This is a genomic window from Bradyrhizobium sp., assembly GCF_035935975.1.
Lineage (GTDB): Bacteria > Pseudomonadota > Alphaproteobacteria > Rhizobiales > Xanthobacteraceae > Bradyrhizobium.
Genome location: NZ_DASYWN010000013.1, coordinates 15,095 through 39,721, shown reverse-complemented (window position 1 = coordinate 39,721; position 24,627 = coordinate 15,095). Strand labels below are relative to the sequence as shown.

Here is a 24,627-nt window from a genome sequence, read left to right as displayed (position 1 = left end):
GCCCCTTTTCGGGGAGATTGCGGCCCTCGAAGCCTAGGGACTCCTGAGTTCATGAACGCGCCCGCCTCCTCTTCCCGCCAGATCGCCTGGCCCAGCGTCATCACCGTCATCAGCGCCGCCATCCTGATCGGCGCCGAGGTGTTCGGCGCGGCCTTCGCCGGCGGCTGGGCGCTCGCGATCCTGTTCGGCCTCGGCGACCAGGGCACGCACATCCTGCAAGCCGTGCTGTTCGCACTCGGCGTGCTGGTGATGACTGCGTTCATCCGCGCAGCTCAGCGCGTCGAGCCCTTCACGAAGCGCCGCTGACGTGCGCTCGCGCGCGACGGACACGGGCGCGACACAAAAAACTTAACGCACGTTCATCTTCCGCGTCGCTCGCGCAACACCGCGCAAGCAGATGTTAGGCAATTCTGTCCGCAGCCTAAAAAAATTCTTGCGAAGCGGAGTCAAAACGCTTATGTGCGCTCTTGCCCAATTTCGCACGTGCCTGTGGTCGTGTGTCAGTCGGTAGGTATCCGGACAAGAGGCCGGACAGCCGCCAAGGGGTGAAGAAGCCGAGGGGCTCTTCGGAAGTGCCGAAGCCGGAAGGTTGAAGCAGACTCCGAAGCGTCCAGCATCTCTCTCAAAGAGATGCCATGTCGAAGGTGACTTCACTCTTTGCAACCGTGACTGGCAGCCGGAGGCGAACCGGCGCACCCCGCTCTCAACGGGGGACGCGACTTAAAGCAACGACGGATCGGGCTTTTTTGGTCTCTACCGGCATTCCACCGCCGGCGCGGGCTACTGAAAAGGCTTGTCCTTCATTGCCAGGTGTGCGGGCGGGAAACTCTCCCAACCAATCCACGGCAGCACAGTCTGGTTTGAGTCTTTGGTTTCGTTGCGCCTCCATCGCGCGATGTGGCCGGAGCACTCTTATCCGACGTCATGTTGATACGGATCCCGTCGCTGGGACCGTTGGAGAGTGCCATGACCGAACGCATCCAGGAATTCCTGCGCAACCGCCGCAAGGAAGGTCTCGACACCGAACCGTGCCTCGTCGTCGACCTCGAGGTCGTGCGCGACAATTACCAGAGCTTCGCCAAGGCGCTGCCCGACAGCCGCGTGTTCTACGCCGTCAAGGCGAACCCGGCGCCGGAAGTGCTGGCGCTGCTGGCCTCCATGGGCTCCTGCTTCGACACCGCGACCGTCGCCGAGATCGAGATGGCGCTGGCCGCTGGCGCTACGCCCGACCGCATCTCCTTCGGCAACACGATCAAGAAGGAGCGCGACATCGCGCGCGCCTTCACGCTCGGCATCCGGCTTTTCGCCGTGGATTGCGTCGCCGAGGTCGAGAAGGTCGCCCGTGCCGCTCCCGGCGCGAAGGTGTTCTGCCGCATCCTCTATGACTGCGCCGGCGCCGAATGGCCGCTGTCGCGCAAGTTCGGCTGCGACCCGGAAATGGCCGTCGAGGTGCTCGACGTCGCCAAGCGCCTGGGCCTGGAGCCATGCGGCATCTCCTTCCATGTCGGCTCGCAGCAGCGCAAGGTGAAGGCGTGGGACCGTGCGCTGGCGATGGCCTCGCAGGTGTTCCGCGACTGCGCCGAGCGCGGTATCAACCTGACCATGGTCAACATGGGCGGCGGCTTCCCGACCAAGTACCTCAAGGACGTGCCGCCGGTCGTGACCTACGGCCGCTCGATCTTCCGCGCGCTGCGCAAGCACTTCGGCAACCAGATTCCGGAGACCATCATCGAGCCGGGCCGCGGCATGGTGGGCAATGCCGGCATCATCGAATCCGAGGTCGTGCTGATCTCGAAGAAGAGCGACGAGGACGAGGTGCGCTGGGTGTACCTGGACATCGGCAAGTTCGGCGGTCTCGCCGAGACGATGGACGAGTCGATCCGCTACGCCATCCGCACCCCGCATGACGGCGCGGACATGACCCCGTGCGTGCTCGCCGGTCCGACCTGCGACAGCGCGGACGTGCTGTACGAGAAGAGCCCGTATCCGCTTCCCGTCACGCTCGAGATCGGCGACAAGCTGCTGATCGAAGGCACCGGGGCCTATACGTCGACCTACTCGGCGGTGGCGTTCAACGGCATCCCGCCGCTCAAGACTTACCACATCTGATTTGCCATATCTGATCCGCCTCTCTCGTTCTGAGGCCTGACGAACCCGGGAGCCGGCTTGCCGGCTCCTTCCCTGACATTTCGATCTGACGACGTCTTGGACAGGCGTGCTGCGCGCACGCCGGTTCAAGCGGGGACTGACGCGCCATGACTGCTCCTCGGAAGCCACAAATTGCCCTCTCTTCGGAAGCCGCTCCGTTCGCGATCCGTGCGGAACGTGCTGCCGACGCCACGATGCGTGAAGCGCTGCTCGATGCCTGCTTTGGCGAGACCCGCCATGACCGGACCTGCCAGCGCCTGCGCGACGGACGTGCGCCCGCCACAGGCCTTGCCTTGTCGGCGACGCGCGAGGGCAAGCTCGTGGGAACCGTGCGGCTGTGGCACGTCAGCGCCGGAGGCAGGCCCGCTCTGGTCCTCGGACCGCTGGCGGTGGACCCTGCCTGCCGCGAGCTCGGGATCGGCGCCGCGCTGATGAATCAAGCGCTGGCCGCCGCCCGGGCGCGCGGGCATGCCGCCGTCATCCTGCTCGGCGATGCGCCCTACTATGCCCGCTTCGGCTTCTCGGCCGAGAAGACCGGCGCGCTCGCCCTGCCCGGCCCGTTCGAGCGCAACCGCCTGCTGGCGATCGAGTTCACCGACGGCGCGCTGGATGGCGCCGAAGGGATGATCGTCCCGACCGGGGCTGCCCTGTCCAAACGGAGGGTAGTTCGCGGCCTCGAGGCGCGCGCGGCCTAAGGGATCGCCATGATGGCGACGACCGAAGCCGCGTTGAGCGGCAACGCCTGGTCGCGCCTGCGCTCAGCTCTCGTCCTTTGGGGTTGCGCAGGCCCCGGAAACGCCCTTTAACCCCACGAAATCCCCCTTTCAGTCGAGGCCGAACCCATGTCCCGTCGCCTGATCTCCACCGGCTCCCCGCTCGAGAAGACCGTCGGCTACAGCCGCGCCGTGATCGACGGCGATTTCGCCTTCGTCGCGGGAACCACCGGCTATGACTACACCACGATGACGATGCCATCAGATGTCACGAGCCAGTCACGCAACTGCTTCAAGACCATCGAAGCCGCCCTGAAGGAGGGCGGATTCGAGATGGCCGATATCGTCCGTGCGACCTACTACGTCACCGACGCGAGCTACATCGACGCCCACTTCGCCGTCTGCGGCGAGGTTCTCGGCGACATCAGGCCGGCGGCGACGTTGCTGGTCGTCAGCGCCCTCGCCAAGCCCGAGATGAAGGTCGAGATCGAAGTCACCGCCAAGCGCCGCAGCGCCTGATCCACCCTTACCACCCGTCCGCCAGCACGTTCCGGAGAACCCATCCCATGAGCCCTCCCTCGCAGATCTACGCGAAGATCACCGGTCCCATCGTCATGGTCGGCTTCGGCTCCATCGGCAAAGGCACCTTGCCGATGATCGAGCGGCACCTCGATTACGACAAGTCGCGCGTCACCGTGATCGACCCCAAGGACGAGGGCCGCAAGGCGCATTGCGAGAAGCAGAATGTGCGCTTCATCCAGAAGGCCGTGACAAAAGACAATTATCGCGAGCTGCTGACCCCGCTGCTCACCGAAGGCGGCGGCCAGGGCTTTTGCGTCAACCTCTCGGTCGACACCGGCTCGACCGACATCATGGAGCTCTGCAACGAGCTCGGCGCGCTCTACATCGACACCGTCAACGAGCCCTGGCTCGGCTTCTATTTCGATGCCTCGAAGGGCCCGGAAGCCCGCTCCAACTACGCGCTTCGCGAAGTGACGCTGGCGGCCAAGAAGGCGCGCCCGGCGGGCTCGACGACGGCTGTCTCCTGCTGCGGCGCCAATCCCGGCATGGTCTCCTTCTTCGTCAAGCAGGCGCTGCTCAACGTCGCCGCCGATCTGAAGCTCAATGCTCCCCGGCCGAAGACCAAGGCCGAATGGGCGGATCTGATGCGGCAGGCCGGCATCAAGGGCATCCACATCGCCGAGCGTGACACCCAACGCTCCAAGAAGCCGAAGGAGCCTGATGTCTTCGTCAACACCTGGTCGGTGGAAGGTTTCCTGTCGGAAGGCGTGCAGCCGTCCGAGCTCGGCTGGGGCACCCATGAAAAATGGATGCCGGAGAATGCGCGGACCCACGAAGCTGGCTGCGGCGCGGCCATCTACCTGATGCAGCCCGGCGCCAACACGCGCGTGCGCACCTGGTGCCCGACCCGCGGCGCGCAATACGGCTTCCTCGTCACCCACAACGAGTCGATCTCGATCTCCGATTACTTCACCGTGCGCGACGCCTCAGGCAAGGCGGTCTACCGGCCGACCTGCCACTACGCCTATCATCCGGCCGACGATGCCGTGCTGTCGCTGCACGAGATGTTCGGCCGCGCCGCCAAGATGCAGGAGAAGCACCACATCCTCGACGAGAACGAGATCGTCGACGGCATCGACGAACTCGGCGTGCTCTTGTTCGGCCACGACAACAACGCCTATTGGTACGGCTCGCAGCTCTCGATCGAAGAGACCCGAGCCCTCGCGCCTTACCAGAACGCCACCGGCCTGCAGGTGACCTCCGCCGTGCTCGGCGGCATGGTGTGGGCGCTGGAGAACCCCAGGGAAGGCATCGTCGAAGCCGACGAAATGGACTTCGATCGCCTGCTGGAAATCCAGCTGCCGTATCTCGGCCCGGTGAAGGGCTTTTACACCGACTGGACGCCGCTGACGGATCGGCCGGGACTGTTCCCGGAGGATATCGATACCAGCGATCCCTGGCAGTTCAAAAACATCCTCGTGCGCTGACCGCGCGGCGATCGATCAAAATGCCCGGCTTCGCGCCGGGCATTTTCGTTTGACGGCCTATCCCGCCATGTAGTCGAACGCCACGCTGCCGAGCCCGAGCGTCAGGTCCGCCTTGAAGTGCAGCGCCGAGACCACCTCGCGCACCGGCAGGCGGGCGACGTCGCAGAGCGCGTGGGGAAACAGGCCGAGTGCGGCAGGGCCGGTCCAGGCTTCCTTCAGCACGACGTCATCGAGATGAAAGCGCACGAGCTCGCAGATCCGCGCGCTGCCGTCGACATGCGGGATGATCTTCAGGATGAAGTTCGGTGCCGCCATCGACTTCAGCACGACGTCATGATCGACCTTGCGGTGCTTGTAACCCATGGTCGCGGAGGCGCACAGCACCGAGCCGTAATGCAGCGAGCCGACCAGCACGTCGGTTTCGACCTCGATCTTCGGTCTTGCCAGCTTTTTCGGAAAGCCCCAGAGCTCGCGGCCGCCGGCAATCGGGGCTTCGTCGTCCAGATACATCGCATGGGTGTAGGCGCCCTCCTCGCCCCTGAAGCGGACCGGGATCACCTGCCCGGTTTCGGTGTAGTCGCCAAATCCGGTCGAGTCGGGCATGCGGATGAATTCGTATTTCACCACCGGCTCGGCCACCTCGAGCGGCTCGGGCACGACGGCGGCGAGGGCTTCGGGATCGGTCCTGTAGGTGATGATGAAGTATTCCCGGTCGAAGAAGCGATATGGACCCGGCGGGAACGACGGGTTGGTGAGCGGCATCGAATATGCGGTGCGGCGGACGTCTTCGATTTTCATGGAAGGCCCCATCTGTCGTCGATGCGACGATTATGGAGCGAGCCGTACGCCGAGGCGAGATCGGATCAGTGGCATCCGCCGTCAAATGCGCGTCACCGTGGGCCGGCCGCCGGGCTACTTCTCCTTGTTCGGCGGCGCAATCTTCTCGGCAGGCGCCTGAGGCAAGGCTGGCTTGGCCGCGCCCGCAGCCCCCTGCGTCTGCGGCTCGGGCCGCGCGGGCTCGGGCGCGGGCGTGGTCGGGCGCTCGCCGCCGGGCTTGGCTTCCGCGGGCACCTTGCTCTGATCGTCGGACGGCGTACCCTGGAGCGGTTGCGTTGCCTGTGCCGTCTCCATCCGGCTTTGGGCCTTGATTTGGGCCAGTGACACCACCGAGACCAGGATTCCTGCCGCAAACAGCGAGCAGGCAATCGTCAGGTCGAGCTTCAGTCTGCGCTTGTCGTTTGGGCCGGGCATGTCGATCACCGCCTTTATCCGGGGGATCAACGAAATTGGGGCGGCCGGGTTCCGCACCGGCGAGGCTGGAACCGCCCGTCCGCGCGCCAAAGCGCCGTCTCACTCCGTGGTGCTGACTTCCCAGGTGGCGTGGCGCACGCCCGGCAGATGCTGGAGATCGGTCGCCACCACGTTCAGCTCGTTCGGATCAACCGCGGTCGCCACCAGCTTGGCGACGATCTCCAGAATGTCGTCGTCGCCGATCTCGACCACGTCGACATCGGCGACCGGATATTTCGCAGCCTCGAGCCTGTCGACGAGGCGGTCGCGCATGTCGGGCAAGGTCTCGGTCGTGACCGCGAGCTTGAAGTAATAGGTCGCCTCCAGCGCCTTCTCGTTCAGCGGGATGCGGTTGATGGCGTTGACCAGCGGGCGCAGCATGGTGTTGCCGGCGATGACGAAGACAGTCAGCGCCGCCGCCTGCGCGACCATGTCGGCACCGGCGCAGGAGCCGACCGCCGCCGAGGCCCACAGCGTCGCCGCGGTGTTGAGGCCACGCACGTCCATGCCCTGCTTCATGATGACGCCGGCGCCGAGAAAGCCGATGCCGGAGACGACATAGGCGATCACCCGGACCGCACCGTCGGCGCCGTCCAGGTGCATGGCGAGATCGACGAAGGCGGCAGCGCCGACCGCGACCAGCACGTTGGTGCGCAGGCCCGCGGTGCGCTGGCGGTACTGCCGCTCGGCACCGATCAGCGTGCCCAGCACGAAGGCCGTGAACAGGCTGACCAGCGTGTCCGCGAAATCAGCAATCTGGAATGTCGTCAAAAACCGCATGGTCCCTCGCACCGGTCGACAGACGATCTATGCGAGAGTGGCACCGAGGTCAATTTCGGCGGGCATCGGCTGTGGAAGCCGATGCCCGCGAGTCGTTCGCGTCAGTGCGCGGCCGCGAGCAACGACTGCTGCTGCGGCACGTAGCTCAGCGCCGTGCCGCCATTGCCGTCGGATGCCAGCACGAAGGATGAGGCCGAGTATTGCGCCAGCAGCGCCCAGGAGTAGCTCTGGCCGCTGTCGGTCGTCACCGTCAGGTTGTTGGAGCTGTCGACATCGACGCTGCTGATCACGGTGTTGCGGAAGTCGATGGTGTCGTCCGCGCCGAAATTGGCGATCGCGCCAGACAGGCCCGTCGGCGCGTCGAGCGCCAGCGTTGCGCCGTTCGAGCCACCGAAATCGACGTTCTGGAGCAGGCCGCCGGCATAGACATGCTCGTTGCCGCCGTCCAGATGCGCGTTCGAGACGCTGCCGCCCGCCCCCACATCCTGCTCGCCTCCGCCGCTGACGGCCGTTGCGGTCGCAGTGCCCAGGACGAACTGGAAGCCGCCATTGATCGTCGCGCTATCGTCGGTCGCGCCGGCGTCCACATATTGGAAGCCGCCGGTTGCGACCGTCGTCCCCGTCGTCGCGCCACCGGAGCCGACATATTGCCGGCCACCGTCGTTGATGACGGTGCCGTCGGCGTGGCCGCCGGCAAGCACCTGCTGATTGCCGTCGAGCACGGTGTTGGTGGCTGTCCCCTGGTAGACGTCCTGATAGCCGCCCGCAGCAACGGTGGTGCCGCTGGCACTGCCGCCCTGATAGACGTGCTGGGCGCCGCCGCTCTGGACCAGCGCGCCGGTTGCCGTGCCGTAATCGTATTGATTGCCGCCGGCGCCGATCGTCGTGCCGGTCGCCGTTCCGCTCAGATATTGGATTCCGCCGTCGATCGTCGAGTTGATGTCGCTGCCACCGGCGGCGACGGACTGCTGCCCGCCAGCCTTGATCGTGGTGTGGTCCGAGGTGCCGTTGGCATAGACCTGCCCAAAACCGTACAGCAGGGTTCCAGTCGCACGCGCAGTCGCGCGAATGTCCTGATAGCCGCCGGCTTCGATCGTCGCGTCGGTCACGCCGGCGCGAAATACGTGCTGCGCACCGCCATTCTTGACCACCGATCCGGTCGAGACGCCGTAGTCCTCCTCGATGCCATTGCGCAGGACGATCGCCCCGATCGAGGTCCCACGGACGGTGAGGCTCGGGTTGAAGGACGACGTGGACGCCGCGACGATGGTGCCCTGCAGTGATGCGCCGCTCGCGATCGTGTAACCAAACGCGAGAGGGATCGATTGCGACACGCCGTCATTGCCGGCGGCATCGCGCAGACGGGCCGTCACGTAGGAAAGTCCGGTTGCCGCAAACAGATTGTCCAGCCGCCAGGTGCCATCGGCAGCGCTCGTGACCGCGTAATCCGTCGGACCAAACGACAGGGTGAGCGCGGAGGCCGCATCGGCTACGTCGAGCGTACCGCGGACGGTGATCGAAAAAGGCGTTGCAGCGGAATTTTCGATGCTCGTGATCGTGAGGACGGGGGCGGTCGTGTCAACCTTGAAGGTGAACACGGGCCCGGGGGTGCTGTGGTTGCCAAGGGCATCCGTGGCCGTCGCGGTATAGCTGTAGGTCGAACCGTCCTGGAGGCCGGACACGCCGAGGCTCCAGCTACCGTCGCTGCCGACCGTGGTGACGCCAATGACGGAATTGTCGCCCGCATTCGTGACCGTGACGGTGTCGCCGGCGTTGCCCGAACCCGAAAGGGTCGTCGTCCCACCGTGGAAATGCGCCGCGTTGATGTAATTGCTGCCGTCCGCACCCGGTGTCACGTCCGCATCGAGGATCGTCAGGGCCGCGGGCGTGCGGTTGATCGTATATTGCGTGGAGGTCGCATTGGGCGCGGTGAGGAGGACATCCTCGCCGGTCGAGGAGTTGCTCGTTGACCACTCCACCACGACGTCGGCCTTTCCGTCGCCATTGAGGTCAGTGACGGTGATTCCGTTGACGCCCGTGTCGAGCGGCAACGTCACCGCCGGAGCGAACGTGCCGTCACCACGACTGTAGAACGTCGAAAGCGTGTTGTTGCTGCTGGCGACCACGGCAAGGTCCGTCTTGCCGTCGCCGTTGAAGTCCCCGGACGCCAGGTTCCAGACAGGTGCCGGTGTCAGGAAGGTCTGTGACGACGCGAAGGTACCGTCGCCATTGCCGAGCAGGATCGCAATCGAACTGTTGGTGCCGAGTGCAAGATCAAGCTTGCCGTCGCCGTTGAAGTCGCCGGTGATCGCTTGCGATGAGGTGCCGGCCGTGATCGGGGATTGGAACGTGCCGTCCCCGTTGCCGAGGCGCACGGCAACCGACGACGAGTTCTGCGTCAGCAGGTCGATCTTGCCGTCGCCGTTGAAATCTCCGCTCGCGAGGACGCCGGAGACATCGGTAGCAATGGGCGATCCGAAAGAGCCGTCGCCGTTGCCGAGCAACAGCGACGTGCCATTGTTGCTCAACATCAGCGCGTCGGCCTTGCCGTCGCCGTTGAAGTCGGCAAGCGCCCTGATATTGCCGCTCGTGCTGCCACCCGTCGCATATTTCGTCGTCGCCGCGAAACTGCCGTTGCCGTTACCCAGCTTGACGTCCAGCGTGCCCGTGAAGATGTTGCCCATCAGGATGTCCAGCTTGCCGTCGCCGTTGACGTCGCCGAGTCGGATCGACGATTCCAGCTCCGAGGCGCCGGTCAGCGACGTCTGGGTGAAATGGCCGGTGCCGTCATTGGTCCTGACATCGAGAAAATAGCCGGAAGCGCTGGAGGTTCGGATGTAAACCATATCCTGCGTGCCATCGCCGTTGATGTCGCCGACCGCCGCCGTGTTGATGATGCTGAAGCGCGGGCCGCTCATCTGCGTTTCCGACTGGAATGGTCCGACATAATAGCCGCTTGAATCATGCACGTTGGTGCCGGTCAGCTGCAGCCCCAGCGAGCCACTGCCCGAGCCGGTGTTGACCGTGACCGTGTAGCTCGCGCCGTTGCTGCCGGCCACCGGCGTGATGTCCGTGATGCCGGCGCCGCTGAGGCTCCCCGTCGTGGCAAGGGTGAACTGATCGACCGTGACGCCGGACACCGGCTTCGAAAAGGTGACAGTGTAGTGCACGACGGACGCGTCGGTCGACGACGGATCGGTGCCCGTGATGCTGACGAGCGTCGGAAGAACGGGGATGGATGGCATGGGGCTTCCCTGGCGTGGCGCTTGGATACGAGGATTCGAATTGCACCCCGACACCGGGTCTACCGGCGCCGGGCACAATCGATCGCGCGACGGCAATTCGAAATTGCACGTCACGCGCTCTGCATCTGCGACCCTACAGGGACTGCTTGTCGATTATGTTACATGCTAACAAAAGTAACATAACGGGGAGTGGCTGTGGATAGCCGGGCTTACAGCTCCAGCAGGCCGCCGTCCCCATTTTCGTCAGCGAACGCCAGCAGCGTGCCCTTGGCGTTCCAGGCGATCGCCGCGACCGGCGGCGTGCCGTTGCGGCGGACCAGAATCTCCGCGCCGTCCTCCAGCCGTACCATCAGCACGGTGCCGTCGCTGTAGCCGGCGGCGAGGATGTCGTTCTTCGGATGGCAGGCGACCACGGACACGCGCGCCTGCAGCGGCGCGAGCATCGCGGGCTCCTTGCCCATCGGGCCGTCCTTGCTGCCGAACGGCCAGACGATGACGGTGTCGGCGCCCGAGGTCGCGAGCCCCTTGCCGCCCGCGCTCCAGGACATCGAGCGGACGCGGCCGGGATAGCCGGTCATGCGCATGTGCCTGTTGTCGGCGAGCCGCCAGCCGTGCAGCGCCGCCTCGTGCATCGAGGTGACCAGGAATTTGTTGTCCGGGCTGAAGGTGACGCCGAGATGCGAGCCGGCCCAGGGCAGGAATTCGGCCGATCCCTCCATGTTCGGAAACCACAGCGTCGCGCCGTTGTAATGGGCGATCGCGAGCCGCAGGCCCTTCGGCGCGAACGCGAGACCGCCGACGGTCGAGGGCACCTCGAGCGACTTCTCCTCGTTCTTGCCGCTCTTGACGGTCGCGGTCTTGCCGGCCGACCAGGCGAAGGCACCGTCGGCGTGCAGCGCCACCGCGTCGATCCAACGCCGCTTCGGGTCGGTCGCGAGCAGCGTCACCTCGCCCTTGGCATCGAGCGAGACGACCTTGCCGTCGTCGCCGCCCATGACGAGGCGCTTGCCGTCACTTGCCGTCGACAGAATGCCGCCGCTGTGCGCAGCTACCGTGGTGATCTCGCCCTGGCTATCTACGAACGCGACATTCTCCTCGCCGCCGACGAAGGCGGCGCGGGGGCCAAGGAAATGCACCGAGGTCACGCCCATGCCGAGCGCAACCGGCTTGACCTTGTCGGTGACGGAGACGATCGAGGCGGAATCGGGGGCCGGCGTAAACTCTTTCATCACGAGACGATGCAGCTCTCAAAACCTTCGCGAATGGCCTTTTCCGGCAATTCGCGGCCGATGAAGACGAGGCGGCTCTCGCGCGGCTCGCCGTCCTTCCACTTCCGCTGATGGTTACCCTCCAGCATCATGTGGACGCCCTGGAAGACGTAGCGGTCGTCGTCGTCGTGGAAGGCGAGGATGCCCTTGGAGCGCAGGATCTTGCCGCCCTCGACCTGCACCAGGTTCTGCAGCCAGGGCATGAACACGTTCGGATCGAGCGGCTTGTCGGTCTTGAGCGACAGCGACTGCATGTCCTCGTCGTGATAGTGCTTCAGCCCGTGGCCGTGATCATGATGGTGATGGTCGTGGCCATGATGGTGGTGATGATCATGGTCGTGGTCATGATCGTCGGCCTCGAGGAAGTCCGGCTCGATGTCGAGGATGCGGTCAAGGTCGAACGCGCCGCGGTCGAGCACGTCGGCCAGCGCCACCGAGCAGCGCTCGGTGCGATGCAGCTTGGCATAGGGGTTGATGCCGCGGATGCGGGCCTCGACCTCGGCAAGCTCGCCCTTGTTGACGAGATCGGTCTTGTTCAGCACGATGACGTCGGCGAACGCGATCTGGTTCTTGGCCTCGGGCGCGTCCTTGAGCCGGTCGGACAGCCATTTGGCGTCGGCGACCGTGACGACCGCGTCGAGCCGGGCATTCTTCTGCACGTCCTCGTCGACGAAGAAGGTCTGGGCGACCGGCGCCGGATCGGCAAGGCCGGTGGTCTCGACGATGATGGCATCGAACTTGCCCTTGCGCTTCATCAGGCCGTCCATGATGCGGACGAGGTCGCCGCGCACGGTGCAGCAGATGCAGCCGTTGTTCATCTCGAACACTTCCTCATCGGCGCCGATGATGAGGTCGTTGTCGATGCCGATCTCGCCGAACTCGTTGACGATGACGGCGTATTTCTTGCCGTGGTTTTCCGACAGGATGCGGTTGAGGAGCGTGGTCTTGCCGGCACCGAGATAGCCGGTCAGGACGGTCACGGGAATTTTCTGGGAGGTCGCTTCAGACATAACTACTCCGGATCGGGCTTTTCCGCGCGACGCGAGGCGGGGTGGCCCCTGCCCTAATGGTCAAGCGCGCTGGTCAGGGCCTTTATATTGTGCCTGACCATATCAATGTAAGTGGGTGCAAGCCCCTTTTCGCCAGTCAAACCGTCCGAAATCAGGGTCCCGCCGACCTTGGCCCCGGTCTCGGCCGCAATCCGCCGGATCAGGCGGTCATCGCTGACATTCTCCAGAAATACCGCCGGGATTTTCTGCGCCTTGATCTGGCCGATGATGGCGGCGATGTCCCGCGCGCTGGGCTCGGTTTCGGTGGAGACGCCCAGGGGGGCGACGAACTGGACACCGTATTCGGCGGCGAAATAGCCGAAGGCGTCATGGGTCGAGATCACCTTGCGCCGCTCCGGCGGGATTTTTGCGACGGCGTCCCGGACCTCGCGGTCGAGGGCTTCGAGCTTTTCCAGATAGGTCTTGGCCTGGGTGCGGAAGAACTCCGCGTCATCCGGGTCGGCCGCAGCCAACGCGTTGGCGATGTCGGTCACGTAGACCTTGGCATTGGGCACGGACTGCCAGGCGTGGGGATCGGCCGCCGAGCCGAGCTTCAGCGGCGCGATGCCCGCGCTCGCCGTGACCACCTGCGCCTTGCTGCCTGCGGACTGCACGAGACGCGGCAACCAGCCTTCGAGGCCAAGCCCGTTGACGATGACGAGCTTGGCATCCGCGATGCGCTTCGCATCGCCCGGCGCCGGCGTGTAGACGTGGACGTCGCTGTCGGGGCCGACCAGCGTCGTCAGGTTGATGCGGTCGCCACCGACATTGCGGACGAAGTCGCCGAGAATCGAGAAGCTCGCGACGACATTGAGCCGCTCCGCGGCGTGCAGCGGCGAGGCAATCAGCACCAGGGCAAAGAGCAAAAGGAAGCGCATCGTCACGCCTCCAGATGCCGGCCGGGGAACATCTGCCTGACGACGCCGCCGACGCGCCCGAACAGGACGGAGACGATGTAGAACACCGTCGCCACGAGAATGATCGCGGGCCCCGAGGGCACGCGGGTCTGGAACGACAGCACGAGGCCGGCATAGCCGGAGACGGCCGCGGCGACGACCGCGATGCAGATCATGACGGTGAGATCGCGCGACCAAAACCGCGCGATGCCCGCCGGCAGGATCATCAGGCCGACCGCCAGCAGCGTGCCGAGCGCCTGGAAGCCGTTGACGAGGTTGATGACGACGAGCGCAAGGAAAGCGAGATGCGCGGGGCCGCCGGCGCGGCTGACAGTGCGCAGGAACAAGGGATCGACGCTCTCGATCACCAGCGGGCGGTAGATCACCGCGAGCACCAGCAGTGTCACCGTGGCATTGAAGGCGACCACCAGCAGGGTCTGGTCGTCCATCGCGAGGATGTTGCCGAACAGCACGTGCAACAGGTCGATGTTGGTGCCCTTGATCGAGACGATGGTGACGCCGAGCGCCAGCGAGGCCAGATAGAAGGTTGCGAGCGAGGCGTCCTCCTTCAACCCGGTGGAGCGCGCGACGACGCCGGCGAGAATCGCCACCGCAAAGCCGGCGATCAGGCCGCCGGCCGTCATCGCGAACAGATTGAGGCCCGACAACAGGAAGCCGACGGCCGCGCCGGGCAGGATTGCATGCGCCATGGCATCGCCGACGAGGCTCATCCGCCGCAGCATCAAAAATACGCCGATCGGCGCACCTGCGAGCGACAGCGCAATCACGGCGGCAAGCGCCCGCCGCATGAACTCGAATTCGGTGAACGGGCCGATCAGCGTGTCATGGAGCATCGGATGTCACGCCGCCTGCGAACGCCCGTCTTCGCCGCACGCCGCGGCGCTGTCGTCGAAAGCCTCGCACATCCGCATTGCGACCATGAGGTTTTCAGGCGTCAGCACCTCCGCCGTCGGCCCCCACGCGACGGGGCCGCGCGCCAGAATCAGCGTTTCGCTGAAATGGGTGCGCACCATCTCCATGTCGTGGAGCGCCGCGAGCACGGTGCGGCCCTCGCCGTGCCAGTGCTTCACCAGCGCGAGCAGATCGGCCGTGGTCTTGCTGTCGATGGCGTTGAAGGGCTCGTCGAGCACGATCAGGCGTGCGTCCTGGAGCAGCACGCGCGCGAACAGCACGCGCTGCATCTGCCCGCCCGAGAGCGTGCCGATCGGGCGGTTCTCGAAACCGTTGAGGCCGACGGACGCGACCGCGCGGAGAATCTTTTCGCGCGCGGCCTTGCCGATGCCGCCGAACAGGCCGGCGTCGCGCCACAGCCCGGTGCCGACGAAATCGAATACCGAGATCGGAAAGCTGCGGTCGATCTCCGCGCTCTGCGGCAGATAGGCGATGTCGCGGGAATCAAGACCGCCGAGATGGATGCTGCCGCCGAGCGGCCGGAGGATGCCGACAATGCCGCGCAGCAGCGTCGACTTGCCTGCGCCGTTCGGGCCGATCACCGCGACCAGCGCGCCGGGCGCGACGTCGCCGTTGAGATGATGCACGGCCGGATGGCGGTCATAGCCAAGCGTGACGTTGCGGAAGGTAAGCTGGGCCATGGTCACCTCATCGCCAGAAAGACGATGCCCCAGAGCACCGCGCAGACGGCGACTGCAGCCGCAAGGCGCCCGGCCATGGTCATGCGGAGGATCGACCAGGGCGCATCCTGGGCCGGATGCGGCGAGGCCGCATCGTGGACATGGGCGTGGGAGTGGTCGTGCCCGTGCGAATGCGCGTGGTCGTGCGAATGACCATGGGCATGGCCATGAGAGTGGTCATGGGCATGGTCGTGATGGTGGGCGTGGGACGCGGCGGGAACCATGCCGAAGACGTTATATTATAACATTACGACTGTCCACGGCCGGCTCAGGGCTTGCCTATCACCATCGCGATGGCAGCGGCCACGAACGGAAACGGCACCGAAACGGCGCAGCGGAACCAGACGAAACGGGCCGGCATGAACGGGATTTCCCACAAAATCACCCGCTGGAAGGCGAACAGGGCCCAGGCCACGACATAGGCGACCACCTGCGGCACCCCGCCGCCGGACTTCAGGGCCACGGTTCCGATGGAGAAGCCGATCACAGGGCCGCCGGGGGTGGCAGCGCCGGCGACCACGGCGGTCGCCACCCCAAGCCAGCCGCTGTCCGGGCCGAGCCAGCCGGTGATCACCTCCTGCGGGATGATGGCGGCGATGTAGCCGGAACCGATCACGCCGAGCGCGATCCGCGGCACGATGTTGATGAAATCCATCGAGCCCTCGCGCAGCGAGGCCTTGAACACCGGGGGACCGCGGCGGAAGGCGATCAGGCCGACCCCGAGGACCGAGCCCCACAGCAGGATGTCGATCAGGAGCGCCGCGCTCATGCGGCGTCCTCGTCGCTGTCGCGCTTCGGATAGACCCGGACATAGACGAAGCGGCCGAGCGCGCCGGCCAGCACCGGCAGCGGCAGCGAGATCAATATCCGCCACAGCGTAAAATCGGTGCCCATGATCGGGATTTCCCAGGCGACGGCGCGGCCATAGCCGATCAGCGTCCAGCTCACGACCATGGCGATGGTCGCGCCGAAATCGGCGCCGACGGCGAGCAGCGCACTCGCCACCGGATAGGCGGTGAAGGGCCCGCCCGGCAGGATCGCGCCGAAGGCGGTGCCGATCAGAAGGCCCACCAGGCCGGATTTCGGTCCGAGCGAGCGCGAGACTTTCTCGTGCGGCAGGATCTCGGAGATGAAGGCGCCTAGCAGGCAGCCGGCCAGCACGCGCGGCAGGATGCCGCCGAACAGCGAGAGATCGTGGGTGAGAATGTCGAGAACGCCGTCGGTGCCGTCACGCCGCCAGACCAGGCCCGCGCTTACTGCCACCAGGGCGGCAATGATGATCGTCGACCAGCCGATCGGCTTGCGAACCCGTCCCGGCCGGGGCTCGGAGTCCGCGTCCTCGGCAGGCGCCGGATTGTTCGGGGAAGGTTCTGACAACGGGTGTAGAGCGTCTCGAGGGTGATGCCTCTCCTGATTAAGGGCGCCGTCGAGGCGATGCAAACGGAACGATGACAGACCCGTGCGCGCGCTGCGCAGGACTGACTCAATCAGTCAATTCCGCACAGCAAAAAGGCGGCCGCGCGAGCGACCGCCTTGTTGTCATTCCGGGGCGCGCGAAGCCGCGAGCCCGGAATCTCGATATCCTCAGGTGCGCAATCGCGCACCATAGTTCGATGCTGCGCATCGCCCCGGGATGACGTGCGTTACTTACGCCTTGTCGAACAGGGACTCGACGTATTCCCAGTTCACGAGGTTCTCGACGAACGCCTTGAGATAGTCGGGACGGCGGTTGCGATAGTCGATGTAGTAGGAGTGCTCCCAGACGTCGCAGCCGAGGATCGGGGTGGCGCCGTGCACCAGCGGATTCTCGCCGTTCGGGGTCTTGGAGATCTCGAGCTTGCCGTTCTTGACCTGGAGCCAGCACCAGCCGGAGCCGAACTGGCCGACGCCGGCCGCCTGGAAGTCGGTCTTGAACTTCTCGAAGCCGCCGAGGTCCTCGTTGATCTTCTTCTCGAGCTTGCCCGGCAGCTTGGTGCCGCCGCCATTGGGCTTCATCCAGCTCCAGAAGTGGATGTGGTTGTAGTGCTGGCCGGCGTTGTTGAACACCGCGGGGTTCTTGCCGAACGAGCCCTTGACGATCTCCTCAAGGGACTTGCCTTCCCATTCGGTGCCCTTGAGCGCGTTGTTGCCGTTGGTGACGTAGGCCTGATGATGCTTGTCGTGGTGGAATTCCAGCGTCTCCTTCGACATGAACTGGCCGAGGGCGTCATAGGCGTAAGGGAGGGGGGGCAGCGTAAAGGTCATGGGATGTTGTCCGCGACTGATGGGGAACTGGTTTAACGGGGACTCTTATAGAAGGTTCCACCGTCGTTAAATACCGCCAATTTGCGAAAAGGCGTGATGCGGCCGGATTGCATAAAATCGACGCAAGCACGTGACGCGTTTCGACCTGCCGCAAAATATCATTGCCTTTGAGGCGCTTATGACAGAACGAATGCATCACGCAGCCGGGGACCACAAGGCAGAGCCATGAGCATCGAAATCGACATTTTGAACGGCGACGCCGCGTGGCCGATGGCACAGCCATTGCTCAGCGCAGTCTGGGGACGCGACGCGGCCCAGAAGCCGTCCTGGAGCCACGTCAAATGGGCCCATGCCGATCTGCGCGTCCTGCTCGAGACACCCGAGGACGGCCTCGTCTGCCATGTCGGCATCTACTTCCGCACCGTCACCTGGAACGGACAGAAGGTGCATATCGGCGGCATCGGCGGCGTCTGCACCCGCGAGGACCGGCGCGGCCGCGGCTATGCCACCATTGCGATCGACGCAGCCGTGCACACCATGCGTGCGAACGAGGCGGTCCGTTTCGCGCTGCTGTTCTGCGAGCCGCACAATTACGCCTTCTACGCGGCCCGCAGCTGGCTACCGTTCAAGGGCGAGGTCTATTGCGAGCAGCCGGAGGGGTGGATCCGCTTCGATGCCATGGCGCCCTATGTCTTCAACATCGTCCGCGCACCGACGCTGGGCACCATCGACCTCTGCGGCCTGCCCTGGTGAGCCCTGCGTGACGACCGGCTGGCGCGGGCGCAGGCCAGCCGGTAATATGTCGATCATCATCTGATATTCCGCCCGGTGAACATGACGATCGACGCCCCGCTAGACGCCGTCCCGCCGCGCGCACCGGTCGCCTCCCCGATCGCCAGCCTGCTGACGGCGCCGATCCTGCCGACGCTGCTCCGGCTTGCGATCCCCAACATGATCGCGATGGTCGGCAGCACGCTGGTTGCGATCGCGGAGACCTCCTATATCGGCCGGCTCGGCACCATTCCGCTGGCGGCGATCGCGCTGGTGTTTCCGTTCGCGATGCTGACGCAGATGATGAGCGCGGGCGCGATGGGCGGCGGCGTCTCCTCCGCGATCAGCCGCGCGCTCGGCGCCGGCAAACGCGACCGCGCCGCGACGCTGGCGGTGCATGCCGCCATCATCGGCCTCTGCGGCGGGCTGTTCTTCACGGTGACGATGCTCGCCTTCGGCCGCTCGTTCTTCACGCTGCTCGGCGGCCGCGAGCGCGTGCTCGAGGAAGCCTGCGGCTATTCGCAGATGCTGTTCTCCGGCGCGGTCGCGATCTGGCTCGTCAACACGCTGGCCTCGGTGATCCGCGGCACCGGCGACATGCGCCTGCCCTCGATGATTCTGATCGGAGCGAGCGTGCTGCAGATCGCGCTCGGCGGCACACTCGGGCTCGGCCTGTTCGGCGTGAAGCAATTCGGCATGCCCGGCGTCGCCGCCGGCCAGCTGATCGCATTCAGCTGCGCGGCGATCTTCTTTCTCTGGTATCTGCTGTCCGGCCGCAGCCGACTGCCGCTGAAATTCCGCGCCTTCCATTTCGAGCGCGCGATGTTCCTGGACATTCTCAAGGTCGGCGCGGTGGCCTGCCTGTCGCCGTTGCAGACCGTGCTCACCATCTTGATCTTCACAAAGATCCTGGCGACGTTCGGCACCGAGATGCTGGCCGGCTATGGCATCGGCTCGCGGCTGGAATTTTTGCTGATCCCGATCACCTTCGCCTTCGGCATCGCCTCGGTGCCGATGGTCGGCATGGCGATCGGCGCCGGCGACATGAAGCGTGCGCGGCGCGTCGCCTGGACCGCGGCCGCGGCCTCGGGACTGACCGTCGGCCTGATCGGCCTCGTCATCGCGCTCGATCCGTCGCTCTGGGTGTCGCTGTTCACGCGCGATCCCGGCGTCACCGCTGCCGCTCACAGCTATTTCCACTGGGCGGGGCCCGCCTTCGCGTTCTTCGGCATCGGCGTGTCGCTGTATTTCTCCTCGCAGGGTGCTGCGCGCGTCGGCGGACCCGTGCTGGCGTCGACAGGCAGGCTTCTGATCGTCGCGATCGGCGGCGTCGGCCTGATGATGGCGCAGGCGCCGGCCTGGTCCTTGTTCGCGCTGGTCGGTGGCGCCATGATCGTGTTCGGGCTCTCGACGGCGGCCTCGGTCGCCCTGGTCCGCTGGGGCAAATGAGCGCAGGCCATAAGCGCAGGCAAACAAGCTCAGAAATGTGATTCCATCGGGCGTTGCACGCGCCGAATTTGCTGCTATTGAGGCGCCTCTATTTCTGGGGCTCTTCCATGACATTCAGATTCGCCGCTCTCATCGTCATTCTGGCTGCGCTGCTTTGCGCGACTTCCGCCCAAGCGCAGAGCGCCGACGGCACCTGGCTCACCCAGGCCGGTGATGCCCGCGTCAAGATCGGCAAATGCGGCGGCGGCATCTGCGGCCACATCGTCTGGCTGCGCGAGCCCATGGACACTGCGACCGGACAGCCCGCCACCGACAGCAAGAATCCCAATCCCGCGCTGGCGAAGCGCCCGATGATCGGCCTGCCGCTGTTCAGCGGCATGCAGCCCTCAGGGCCGAACAAATGGTCGGGCCAGATCTACAATGCCGACGACGGCAGCACCTATGCGAGCAGCGTCTCGGTCACGGGCGCGGACTCGCTGCGGGTCGAAGGCTGCGTCGGCGCGCTCTGCGGCGGTGAGACCTGGACCCGCGCGGGGCGCTAACCGGCTCCTGTGTCCCGGACGCGATGCGGCGCGAAGCGCTGCTTCGCAGAGCCGGGACCCACACTGCGATGGGCCCCGGCTCTGCAGCGCATCGTTTCACGCTGCGCTGCGTCCGGGGCACGAGAGTCTTTTACACCATCATCGTCTTCAACGCCGTCGCCGCCGAGGCATAGCCGCCTCGTGCGCCGTCGATGAAATGGACGTGGTCGCTGCGCAGCGCCGAGGGCGTGAAGCAGGTCATCATTGCGGCGTCCTGCGGGTGGAGACCGTAGCGCACGATGCCGTCGCGCGCGGCGATCGCGAGACGTTCGCTGAGGGCCCGCTCGAGCTGCGGGGTGCAGTCGAGGATCATGCGCAGGCCGTCGTCATATTTGCGGAAGTCCGAATTCTCGACCACCTGGCGCTTGTAGATGTTGGGCACGAAGCCACCGACATTGAGGTCGAAGCGCATGATCAGATAGACGAACAACGTGTAGGCCAGCACGCTGGCGCGCCGCGCGAGCAGCGGACCGCCGCGCCTGGTGCGGGCCTCATAGTCCAGCCCCTGCGGCGGCCATTTCAGCGGCGGCCCCTGCGGAGGCACCGGCCGGCCGCCATCCGGGCTGCGCTCGACGAGGTGGATGATATCCTCGATCACCTTGCGGAAGGCCGCGGGATCGGCGCCGCGCGCAGGCATCACCAGCAGCGACAGGATCAGGCCGCGCGCAGCCGGCATTACCTCGAAGCGGCAGGACAGCCCGGAAAGATCGGGCTGCGTCCCGGCGGGCGCTTCCGTGACCGCGAACTCGCCGCGCTTCATCGCGGCGTCGGCCCAGGCGAGCCCACCGCCGGAGAACATCGCATAGGACAGGTTTGCCGACGGCCCGAAGCGCGCGACGCGCACGTCGAGCCCCTGCGCGCGGATGGCGCCGACAGGCACCAGCGCGACACGCATCTTCAGATCGAGTTCCTCCCACACCCAGGTCGCGGTCGCGGCCAGCGCATCGCGGGCACGATCGAGATCGTCGGGCGCAACGGCAAAGCTGGCGCCGTCGCCGCCGAACACGAAGGGGAATTCGCGTCCCTCCAGGGCATTCGTCACCGCCGCGATCACGGCGGCGCCGGCCATGTTGACCGCCTTGTAGCGCTGTGCCGCGATCGCCTTGGTGGAATCGACGATGTCCGCAACGCCGATGCTCCAGTCATCAGGCAGTGGCGCATAGAGCGCGGGATCCATCAGGCTGGTGAAGCCGCGAAAGACGGGAATGCCGCCATAGAAGGATTCGCCTGATGTCATCGGGTGATGCCGGATGGTTGGAAAGCGCGTCCGCGGAAGATACGTGGCAGGATCGATCCGGGTTCGCCGGCGTCCTTGCGATCATTGGCCGAAACCGGCCCGGACAACAAGACGAGGCCGCGCTGCATTGCCGCAGTTCGTCATTGATCAGTATCAAATTGATCAGTATCAAACAGCCGGCCGCGGAGAGCGGCTACGCTCGGGGTATCTCCAGATATTGCATGGGATATCGAAGTGCCCGAGTTCGGCAACAAGGACTCCACCGCTCCGGTCCGCCGGCGCACGGGGCTTGACCCGATCAGCGCGGTGAAGATGCCGGAACGATTGACCCATGCCGTCGATGCCTGGGCCGAGGCCCATCACCTCACCCGCTCGGACGCGATCTGCAAGCTGATCGAGTTCGGCCTGAAGATCGCGCCCCCGGCGGTCACCTCGGCGCAGTCCATCGCCTCGGACGCCACCAGGATCGAGGAGGTTGCCGTGCACGAGATCGAGAGCCTGCTCGATCCCGCATTGCCCGCGGACGAACGCGAGCGCCGCATCCGTCGCCTCACCGAGGGGCCGCCGGAATTCTCACATCAACGGATCGACCTGCCAAAACAACGGACGTGAGCGCAGATACGCTCTAATGCAGCTTCTCATCCTCGCGCTTGCGCAAGGCATCGAGCGAGGCGTCGTGACAGCCGACCAGGCGCACGAATTGCTGCGGATACATTTCGTAGCCGTGACTGCCGGAATTTTGATTTGCCATCGGCGGACAGCGCACATCGTCCGGCTTCGCGCGAGATTGCTCGGCACGGCCCGGATTTGAAGCGATCATGTTCTGCGTGGCCATCGACTGCTCCCCGTCGTTTAGGGCAGATCGATTGACGTAATCCAATCGATTGCGGGGCATCTTACGACCAAATCCGGCTTGATGTCATTGCGCCGGATCAACGCAATTGTGGCGGCGGAGTTCCGCCTACGCGGTATTGCCCGCGTCGATCGTGAACACGGTGCCGGTCACGTTGCGGCCACCCTCGCCGAGCAGATATTCCACCATGCGTGCGACGTCGTCCGTCTCAGGCAGACGACGCAGCGCGCTGCGGCCGGCGATGCGCTTGCGGCTCTCGTCGGAGAGATTGTGCGTCAGCTCGGTGTCGATGAAGCCGGGCGCGATCGCATTCACGGTGATGCCGAGCTTGCCGACCTCGCGCGCGAGCGAACGAGTGAAGCCGGTGGCGGCCGCCTTGGTCGCGCCATAGACGGACAGGCCGTTATAACCGGTGGTCGCGATGATCGAGGAGATGTTGATGATGCGGCCGGCACCATCCGCCATCATCTGGCGCGCGACATATTTGGTGAGGATGATCGGCGACAGCACGTTGAGCTGCACCAGCGCCTCGATCTCCGAATTGTGCATGGTGGCGAGGAGGCCCTCGGTGCCGAGGCCGGCATTGTTGACGAGGCCGTAGATCGGGCCGAACTCGTCGCGCACGAGCTTTGCGAAAGCGGGAATCGCGTCGATCACCGCGAGGTCGCAGGCGCGGAAATGCAGGCGGCCCTCGGAGGCGGCGATTGCAGCCTTGAGCTCGTCGCTCTCGCGCCGCGCCGCCGCGATCACGTTGAAGCCGGCGCCGACGAGACGCTGGCCGATCGCAAGGCCGATACCGCGGCTGCCGCCGGTGACGAGGACATTATGCATCGGTGCGCGCCAGTTTGCCGGCCGGGGTGACGTCGAGCGCCTCGACGAAGCGGATCACCGCCGGCACCTTGTGCGAGGCGAGCTGGGCGCGGCACTGATCCAGGATCTGGTCGCGGATCTCCTTCGCGCGCGCCTGATCGGTGCCGTCGGCGAGGATCACGTCGGCGACGACGATGCCGCCGGTGATCGGGCTGCGGCGCGATTTGGCGCGCGACATCCGTACATCGGCATGGCGGTTGATGACTGCCTCGATCTCCTCGGGGTGAACCTTCAGGCCACCGATATTGATGATGCCACCGCGGCGGCCGACGAAATAATAGCGATCGCCGCGCAGCTCGACGATATCGCCGCTGTCGACGAAGCCATCGTCATCGGTGAGCGGGGCAGCGTTGCGGCCGATATAGGCGTGCGCAGTGCGCGTCGAACGAATCCGCAGCGATCCGTCGACGACCTTCATCTCGACGCCGTTGCGGTTGCCGAGATAATCAGCCGGAAAACCTTCGAGCCCGTCATTGACCGCAAAGCCGACGCCGGCTTCGGTCGAGGCATAGGCATGGCCGACGGAAGAATTGGGAAATGCGGCCCTGAGGCCGTCCAGCACCGGCTGGTCCGCGATCTCGCCGGAGAGACGGACATAGCCGGGCGCGAACTGCGCAGCCGAGCCGCTCATCAGCAGCTTGCGCCAGTGCGAGGGCGTGCCGGAGATGTGCGAGACGCCGCGCACATTCAGCCGCGCGACGTGATCGCCGAGCGCCTCATGCGGGTCGGACAGGACCATCGAGCCGCCGGAAAGCACCGCGCGAAGAAAGATCTGCAGGCCGCCATAGCGGCGGATGTCGTAGAACGTGGCCCAGACCGGCGCGGGGCCCTTCGCGGGACCTTCAGCGACGATGGCGCCGGTGAGCGCTTCCAGCGTATGGCCAACGATTTTCGGCACGCCTGAGGTGCCCGAGGTGAGCATCAGCCATTCGGTGGCGCGCTCGGTCTTGACAGGCGCGGTGGCCTGAAGCGGCAATTGTGCGGTAACGACCAGCGGCACGCCGGTCGCGGCCCAGCGATCGGGCTCGTCGGTGACGACGGCATCGATCCCGGCATCGGCGATCAGCGCGTCGAGATAGGCGGGATTGAGATCGGGCGGGCACAGCAGCATGCGACGGGCGATGCCGTCGAGCTCGATCATGGCGATGCCGGAGCGGAGCTGGTCGGACAGTTTCAACAGCACCGCGCGGCCGGACAGTTCGCGCAGGCGGCCACCGAGGACCGTCTGCGACAGGATATCCGTCAGCGACACGACATGGTGCGCATCCGACAGCGTGCGGCCGGTCAGCTCCGGGCTCAGATAGTCGCGGAGCGCAAAGATCTCACGCGGGGACATTTTCGTAGGCCCGCACGAAGTCGCCCACGGTGGCGGGGAACGCTGCGTCCTCGGAAATGGTGAAGGGGTCGACGCCGGTCTCGTCCTCGAGACGCGCCACCAGAATGGCGAAGGCGAGCGAGTCGAAGCCCGTCTCGTGCAGGGACAGATCGTCCGAGAGGGCGGGAAGCGTCACATGCTGCTCTTTGGCGATCTGCTGGATCGCTTCAATGACCTTAGACCGTACCGACATGGCT

At 65.5% G+C, this 24,627-nt stretch carries 27 protein-coding genes; 9 read left to right on the top strand and 18 right to left on the bottom strand.

The window, feature by feature from the left end; genetic code table 11:
• The first annotated feature begins 51 nt into the window (after positions 1–51).
• The 5 genes from VGR99_RS05850 to VGR99_RS05830 all read left to right on the top strand — a co-directional run bounded on the left by VGR99_RS05850 (position 52) and on the right by VGR99_RS05830 (position 4,870).
• Positions 52–306 (top strand): hypothetical protein, encoded by a 255-nt coding sequence (locus VGR99_RS05850; RefSeq protein ID WP_326897374.1) that lies wholly within the window; start codon positions 52–54, stop codon positions 304–306.
• A 660-nt stretch (positions 307–966) separates the two neighbouring features.
• The gene (locus tag VGR99_RS05845; RefSeq protein WP_326897373.1) at positions 967–2,109 is read left to right on the top strand and encodes a type III PLP-dependent enzyme; all 1,143 of its coding nucleotides are present in this window, start codon (positions 967–969) and stop codon (positions 2,107–2,109) included.
• Between the two features lie 146 nt (positions 2,110–2,255).
• On the top strand, positions 2,256–2,843 hold the full coding sequence (locus VGR99_RS05840; RefSeq protein ID WP_326897372.1) for an N-acetyltransferase: 588 nt from the start codon (positions 2,256–2,258) through the stop codon (positions 2,841–2,843).
• 147 nt (positions 2,844–2,990) lie between these two features.
• Positions 2,991–3,380, top strand: a complete 390-nt coding sequence (locus tag VGR99_RS05835; protein WP_326897370.1) for a RidA family protein — start codon at positions 2,991–2,993, stop codon at positions 3,378–3,380.
• Positions 3,381–3,427: 47 nt separating this feature from the next.
• On the top strand, positions 3,428–4,870 hold the full coding sequence (locus tag VGR99_RS05830) for a homospermidine synthase (protein WP_326897369.1): 1,443 nt from the start codon (positions 3,428–3,430) through the stop codon (positions 4,868–4,870).
• A gap of 57 nt (positions 4,871–4,927) precedes the next feature.
• Here the strand turns inward: VGR99_RS05830 and VGR99_RS05825 are convergent, their stop codons facing one another.
• From VGR99_RS05825 to VGR99_RS05765, 13 genes are all read right to left on the bottom strand, one after another.
• On the bottom strand, positions 4,928–5,668 hold the full coding sequence (locus tag VGR99_RS05825; protein ID WP_326897368.1) for an acetoacetate decarboxylase: 741 nt from the start codon (positions 5,666–5,668) through the stop codon (positions 4,928–4,930).
• A 114-nt stretch (positions 5,669–5,782) separates the two neighbouring features.
• On the bottom strand, positions 5,783–6,121 hold the full coding sequence (locus VGR99_RS05820; protein WP_326897367.1) for a hypothetical protein: 339 nt from the start codon (positions 6,119–6,121) through the stop codon (positions 5,783–5,785).
• A 99-nt stretch (positions 6,122–6,220) separates the two neighbouring features.
• Positions 6,221–6,940: an MgtC/SapB family protein gene (locus VGR99_RS05815; RefSeq protein WP_326897366.1), complete on the bottom strand. Its 720-nt coding sequence runs from the start codon at positions 6,938–6,940 to the stop codon at positions 6,221–6,223.
• 101 nt (positions 6,941–7,041) lie between these two features.
• Entirely contained in the window at positions 7,042–10,185 is a 3,144-nt protein-coding gene (locus VGR99_RS05810) for a beta strand repeat-containing protein (protein ID WP_326897365.1), read from the bottom strand.
• 209 nt (positions 10,186–10,394) lie between these two features.
• Complete coding sequence (locus tag VGR99_RS05805) at positions 10,395–11,414, bottom strand: WD40 repeat domain-containing protein (protein WP_326897699.1); 1,020 nt, start codon at positions 11,412–11,414, stop codon at positions 10,395–10,397.
• Positions 11,414–12,463: a CobW family GTP-binding protein gene (locus VGR99_RS05800; RefSeq protein WP_027562888.1), complete on the bottom strand. Its 1,050-nt coding sequence runs from the start codon at positions 12,461–12,463 to the stop codon at positions 11,414–11,416. Before VGR99_RS05800 ends, VGR99_RS05805 begins: the two co-directional genes overlap by 1 nt.
• 53 nt (positions 12,464–12,516) lie before the next feature.
• Positions 12,517–13,380 (bottom strand): metal ABC transporter solute-binding protein, Zn/Mn family, encoded by an 864-nt coding sequence (locus VGR99_RS05795; RefSeq protein WP_326897364.1) that lies wholly within the window; start codon positions 13,378–13,380, stop codon positions 12,517–12,519.
• 2 nt (positions 13,381–13,382) lie between these two features.
• Positions 13,383–14,252 (bottom strand): metal ABC transporter permease, encoded by an 870-nt coding sequence (locus VGR99_RS05790; RefSeq protein WP_326897363.1) that lies wholly within the window; start codon positions 14,250–14,252, stop codon positions 13,383–13,385.
• Positions 14,253–14,258: 6 nt separating this feature from the next.
• A complete protein-coding gene (locus VGR99_RS05785; RefSeq protein ID WP_326897362.1) occupies positions 14,259–15,011 on the bottom strand; it encodes an ABC transporter ATP-binding protein in 753 nt (250 codons plus the stop codon).
• A gap of 2 nt (positions 15,012–15,013) precedes the next feature.
• The gene (locus tag VGR99_RS05780; RefSeq protein ID WP_326897361.1) at positions 15,014–15,274 is read right to left on the bottom strand and encodes a hypothetical protein; all 261 of its coding nucleotides are present in this window, start codon (positions 15,272–15,274) and stop codon (positions 15,014–15,016) included.
• Positions 15,275–15,318: 44 nt separating this feature from the next.
• The gene (locus tag VGR99_RS05775) at positions 15,319–15,819 is read right to left on the bottom strand and encodes a hypothetical protein (RefSeq protein ID WP_212342110.1); all 501 of its coding nucleotides are present in this window, start codon (positions 15,817–15,819) and stop codon (positions 15,319–15,321) included.
• Positions 15,816–16,427 carry a permease gene (locus tag VGR99_RS05770; RefSeq protein ID WP_326897360.1) on the bottom strand — a complete coding sequence of 204 codons (612 nt, stop codon included), beginning with the start codon at positions 16,425–16,427 and terminating at the stop codon, positions 15,816–15,818. The genes VGR99_RS05775 and VGR99_RS05770 overlap by 4 nt, the downstream gene beginning before the upstream one ends.
• Positions 16,428–16,697: 270 nt before the next feature.
• Positions 16,698–17,294 (bottom strand): superoxide dismutase, encoded by a 597-nt coding sequence (locus VGR99_RS05765; RefSeq protein WP_014491764.1) that lies wholly within the window; start codon positions 17,292–17,294, stop codon positions 16,698–16,700.
• Positions 17,295–17,519: 225 nt separating this feature from the next.
• Between VGR99_RS05765 and VGR99_RS05760 the strand changes: the two genes are divergently transcribed.
• The 3 genes from VGR99_RS05760 to VGR99_RS05750 all read left to right on the top strand — a co-directional run bounded on the left by VGR99_RS05760 (position 17,520) and on the right by VGR99_RS05750 (position 20,056).
• The gene (locus VGR99_RS05760) at positions 17,520–18,047 is read left to right on the top strand and encodes a GNAT family N-acetyltransferase (protein WP_326897353.1); all 528 of its coding nucleotides are present in this window, start codon (positions 17,520–17,522) and stop codon (positions 18,045–18,047) included.
• Positions 18,048–18,128: 81 nt separating this feature from the next.
• A complete protein-coding gene (locus tag VGR99_RS05755) occupies positions 18,129–19,514 on the top strand; it encodes an MATE family efflux transporter (protein WP_326897352.1) in 1,386 nt (461 codons plus the stop codon).
• Between the two features lie 107 nt (positions 19,515–19,621).
• Positions 19,622–20,056: a DUF2147 domain-containing protein gene (locus tag VGR99_RS05750; RefSeq protein ID WP_326897351.1), complete on the top strand. Its 435-nt coding sequence runs from the start codon at positions 19,622–19,624 to the stop codon at positions 20,054–20,056.
• 130 nt (positions 20,057–20,186) lie between these two features.
• On the opposite strand, the gene VGR99_RS05745 is transcribed toward VGR99_RS05750, so the two are convergent.
• The gene (locus VGR99_RS05745; protein ID WP_326897350.1) at positions 20,187–21,332 is read right to left on the bottom strand and encodes a DUF3095 domain-containing protein; all 1,146 of its coding nucleotides are present in this window, start codon (positions 21,330–21,332) and stop codon (positions 20,187–20,189) included.
• Positions 21,333–21,560: 228 nt separating this feature from the next.
• Between VGR99_RS05745 and VGR99_RS05740 the strand changes: the two genes are divergently transcribed.
• Positions 21,561–21,944: a hypothetical protein gene (locus VGR99_RS05740; protein ID WP_326897698.1), complete on the top strand. Its 384-nt coding sequence runs from the start codon at positions 21,561–21,563 to the stop codon at positions 21,942–21,944.
• Between the two features lie 13 nt (positions 21,945–21,957).
• On the opposite strand, the gene VGR99_RS05735 is transcribed toward VGR99_RS05740, so the two are convergent.
• The 4 genes from VGR99_RS05735 to VGR99_RS05720 all read right to left on the bottom strand — a co-directional run bounded on the left by VGR99_RS05735 (position 21,958) and on the right by VGR99_RS05720 (position 24,623).
• Complete coding sequence (locus VGR99_RS05735; RefSeq protein ID WP_326897348.1) at positions 21,958–22,167, bottom strand: hypothetical protein; 210 nt, start codon at positions 22,165–22,167, stop codon at positions 21,958–21,960.
• Between the two features lie 126 nt (positions 22,168–22,293).
• A complete protein-coding gene (locus VGR99_RS05730; protein WP_326897347.1) occupies positions 22,294–23,016 on the bottom strand; it encodes an SDR family NAD(P)-dependent oxidoreductase in 723 nt (240 codons plus the stop codon).
• Positions 23,009–24,391: a class I adenylate-forming enzyme family protein gene (locus tag VGR99_RS05725; protein WP_326897346.1), complete on the bottom strand. Its 1,383-nt coding sequence runs from the start codon at positions 24,389–24,391 to the stop codon at positions 23,009–23,011. The genes VGR99_RS05730 and VGR99_RS05725 overlap by 8 nt, the downstream gene beginning before the upstream one ends.
• Positions 24,378–24,623, bottom strand: coding sequence for an acyl carrier protein (locus VGR99_RS05720; protein WP_015688794.1), 246 nt, complete (start codon positions 24,621–24,623; stop codon positions 24,378–24,380). The genes VGR99_RS05725 and VGR99_RS05720 overlap by 14 nt, the downstream gene beginning before the upstream one ends.
• Positions 24,624–24,627: the final 4 nt, after the last annotated feature.

Bases quoted from the DNA above. Each gene is read 5' to 3' on its own strand.
- VGR99_RS05725 (WP_326897346.1), bottom strand. From the start codon at position 24,391: ATGTCCCCGCGTGAGATCTTTGCGCTCCGCGACTATCTGAGCCCGGAG.
- VGR99_RS05845 (WP_326897373.1), top strand. From the start codon at position 967: ATGACCGAACGCATCCAGGAATTCCTGCGCAACCGCCGCAAGGAAGGT.
- VGR99_RS05720 (WP_015688794.1), bottom strand. From the start codon at position 24,623: ATGTCGGTACGGTCTAAGGTCATTGAAGCGATCCAGCAGATCGCCAAA.
- VGR99_RS05730 (WP_326897347.1), bottom strand. From the start codon at position 23,016: ATGCATAATGTCCTCGTCACCGGCGGCAGCCGCGGTATCGGCCTTGCG.
- VGR99_RS05760 (WP_326897353.1), top strand. From the start codon at position 17,520: ATGAGCATCGAAATCGACATTTTGAACGGCGACGCCGCGTGGCCGATG.
- VGR99_RS05735 (WP_326897348.1), bottom strand. From the start codon at position 22,167: ATGGCCACGCAGAACATGATCGCTTCAAATCCGGGCCGTGCCGAGCAA.
- VGR99_RS05790 (WP_326897363.1), bottom strand. From the start codon at position 14,252: ATGCTCCATGACACGCTGATCGGCCCGTTCACCGAATTCGAGTTCATG.
- VGR99_RS05835 (WP_326897370.1), top strand. From the start codon at position 2,991: ATGTCCCGTCGCCTGATCTCCACCGGCTCCCCGCTCGAGAAGACCGTC.
- VGR99_RS05775 (WP_212342110.1), bottom strand. From the start codon at position 15,819: ATGAGCGCGGCGCTCCTGATCGACATCCTGCTGTGGGGCTCGGTCCTC.
- VGR99_RS05785 (WP_326897362.1), bottom strand. From the start codon at position 15,011: ATGGCCCAGCTTACCTTCCGCAACGTCACGCTTGGCTATGACCGCCAT.
- VGR99_RS05795 (WP_326897364.1), bottom strand. From the start codon at position 13,380: ATGCGCTTCCTTTTGCTCTTTGCCCTGGTGCTGATTGCCTCGCCGCTG.
- VGR99_RS05800 (WP_027562888.1), bottom strand. From the start codon at position 12,463: ATGTCTGAAGCGACCTCCCAGAAAATTCCCGTGACCGTCCTGACCGGC.
- VGR99_RS05815 (WP_326897366.1), bottom strand. From the start codon at position 6,940: ATGCGGTTTTTGACGACATTCCAGATTGCTGATTTCGCGGACACGCTG.
- VGR99_RS05755 (WP_326897352.1), top strand. From the start codon at position 18,129: ATGACGATCGACGCCCCGCTAGACGCCGTCCCGCCGCGCGCACCGGTC.
- VGR99_RS05850 (WP_326897374.1), top strand. From the start codon at position 52: ATGAACGCGCCCGCCTCCTCTTCCCGCCAGATCGCCTGGCCCAGCGTC.
- VGR99_RS05745 (WP_326897350.1), bottom strand. From the start codon at position 21,332: ATGACATCAGGCGAATCCTTCTATGGCGGCATTCCCGTCTTTCGCGGC.
- VGR99_RS05765 (WP_014491764.1), bottom strand. From the start codon at position 17,294: ATGACCTTTACGCTGCCCCCCCTCCCTTACGCCTATGACGCCCTCGGC.
- VGR99_RS05810 (WP_326897365.1), bottom strand. From the start codon at position 10,185: ATGCCATCCATCCCCGTTCTTCCGACGCTCGTCAGCATCACGGGCACC.
- VGR99_RS05825 (WP_326897368.1), bottom strand. From the start codon at position 5,668: ATGAAAATCGAAGACGTCCGCCGCACCGCATATTCGATGCCGCTCACC.
- VGR99_RS05750 (WP_326897351.1), top strand. From the start codon at position 19,622: ATGACATTCAGATTCGCCGCTCTCATCGTCATTCTGGCTGCGCTGCTT.
- VGR99_RS05840 (WP_326897372.1), top strand. From the start codon at position 2,256: ATGACTGCTCCTCGGAAGCCACAAATTGCCCTCTCTTCGGAAGCCGCT.
- VGR99_RS05805 (WP_326897699.1), bottom strand. From the start codon at position 11,414: ATGAAAGAGTTTACGCCGGCCCCCGATTCCGCCTCGATCGTCTCCGTC.
- VGR99_RS05780 (WP_326897361.1), bottom strand. From the start codon at position 15,274: ATGGTTCCCGCCGCGTCCCACGCCCACCATCACGACCATGCCCATGAC.
- VGR99_RS05820 (WP_326897367.1), bottom strand. From the start codon at position 6,121: ATGCCCGGCCCAAACGACAAGCGCAGACTGAAGCTCGACCTGACGATT.
- VGR99_RS05830 (WP_326897369.1), top strand. From the start codon at position 3,428: ATGAGCCCTCCCTCGCAGATCTACGCGAAGATCACCGGTCCCATCGTC.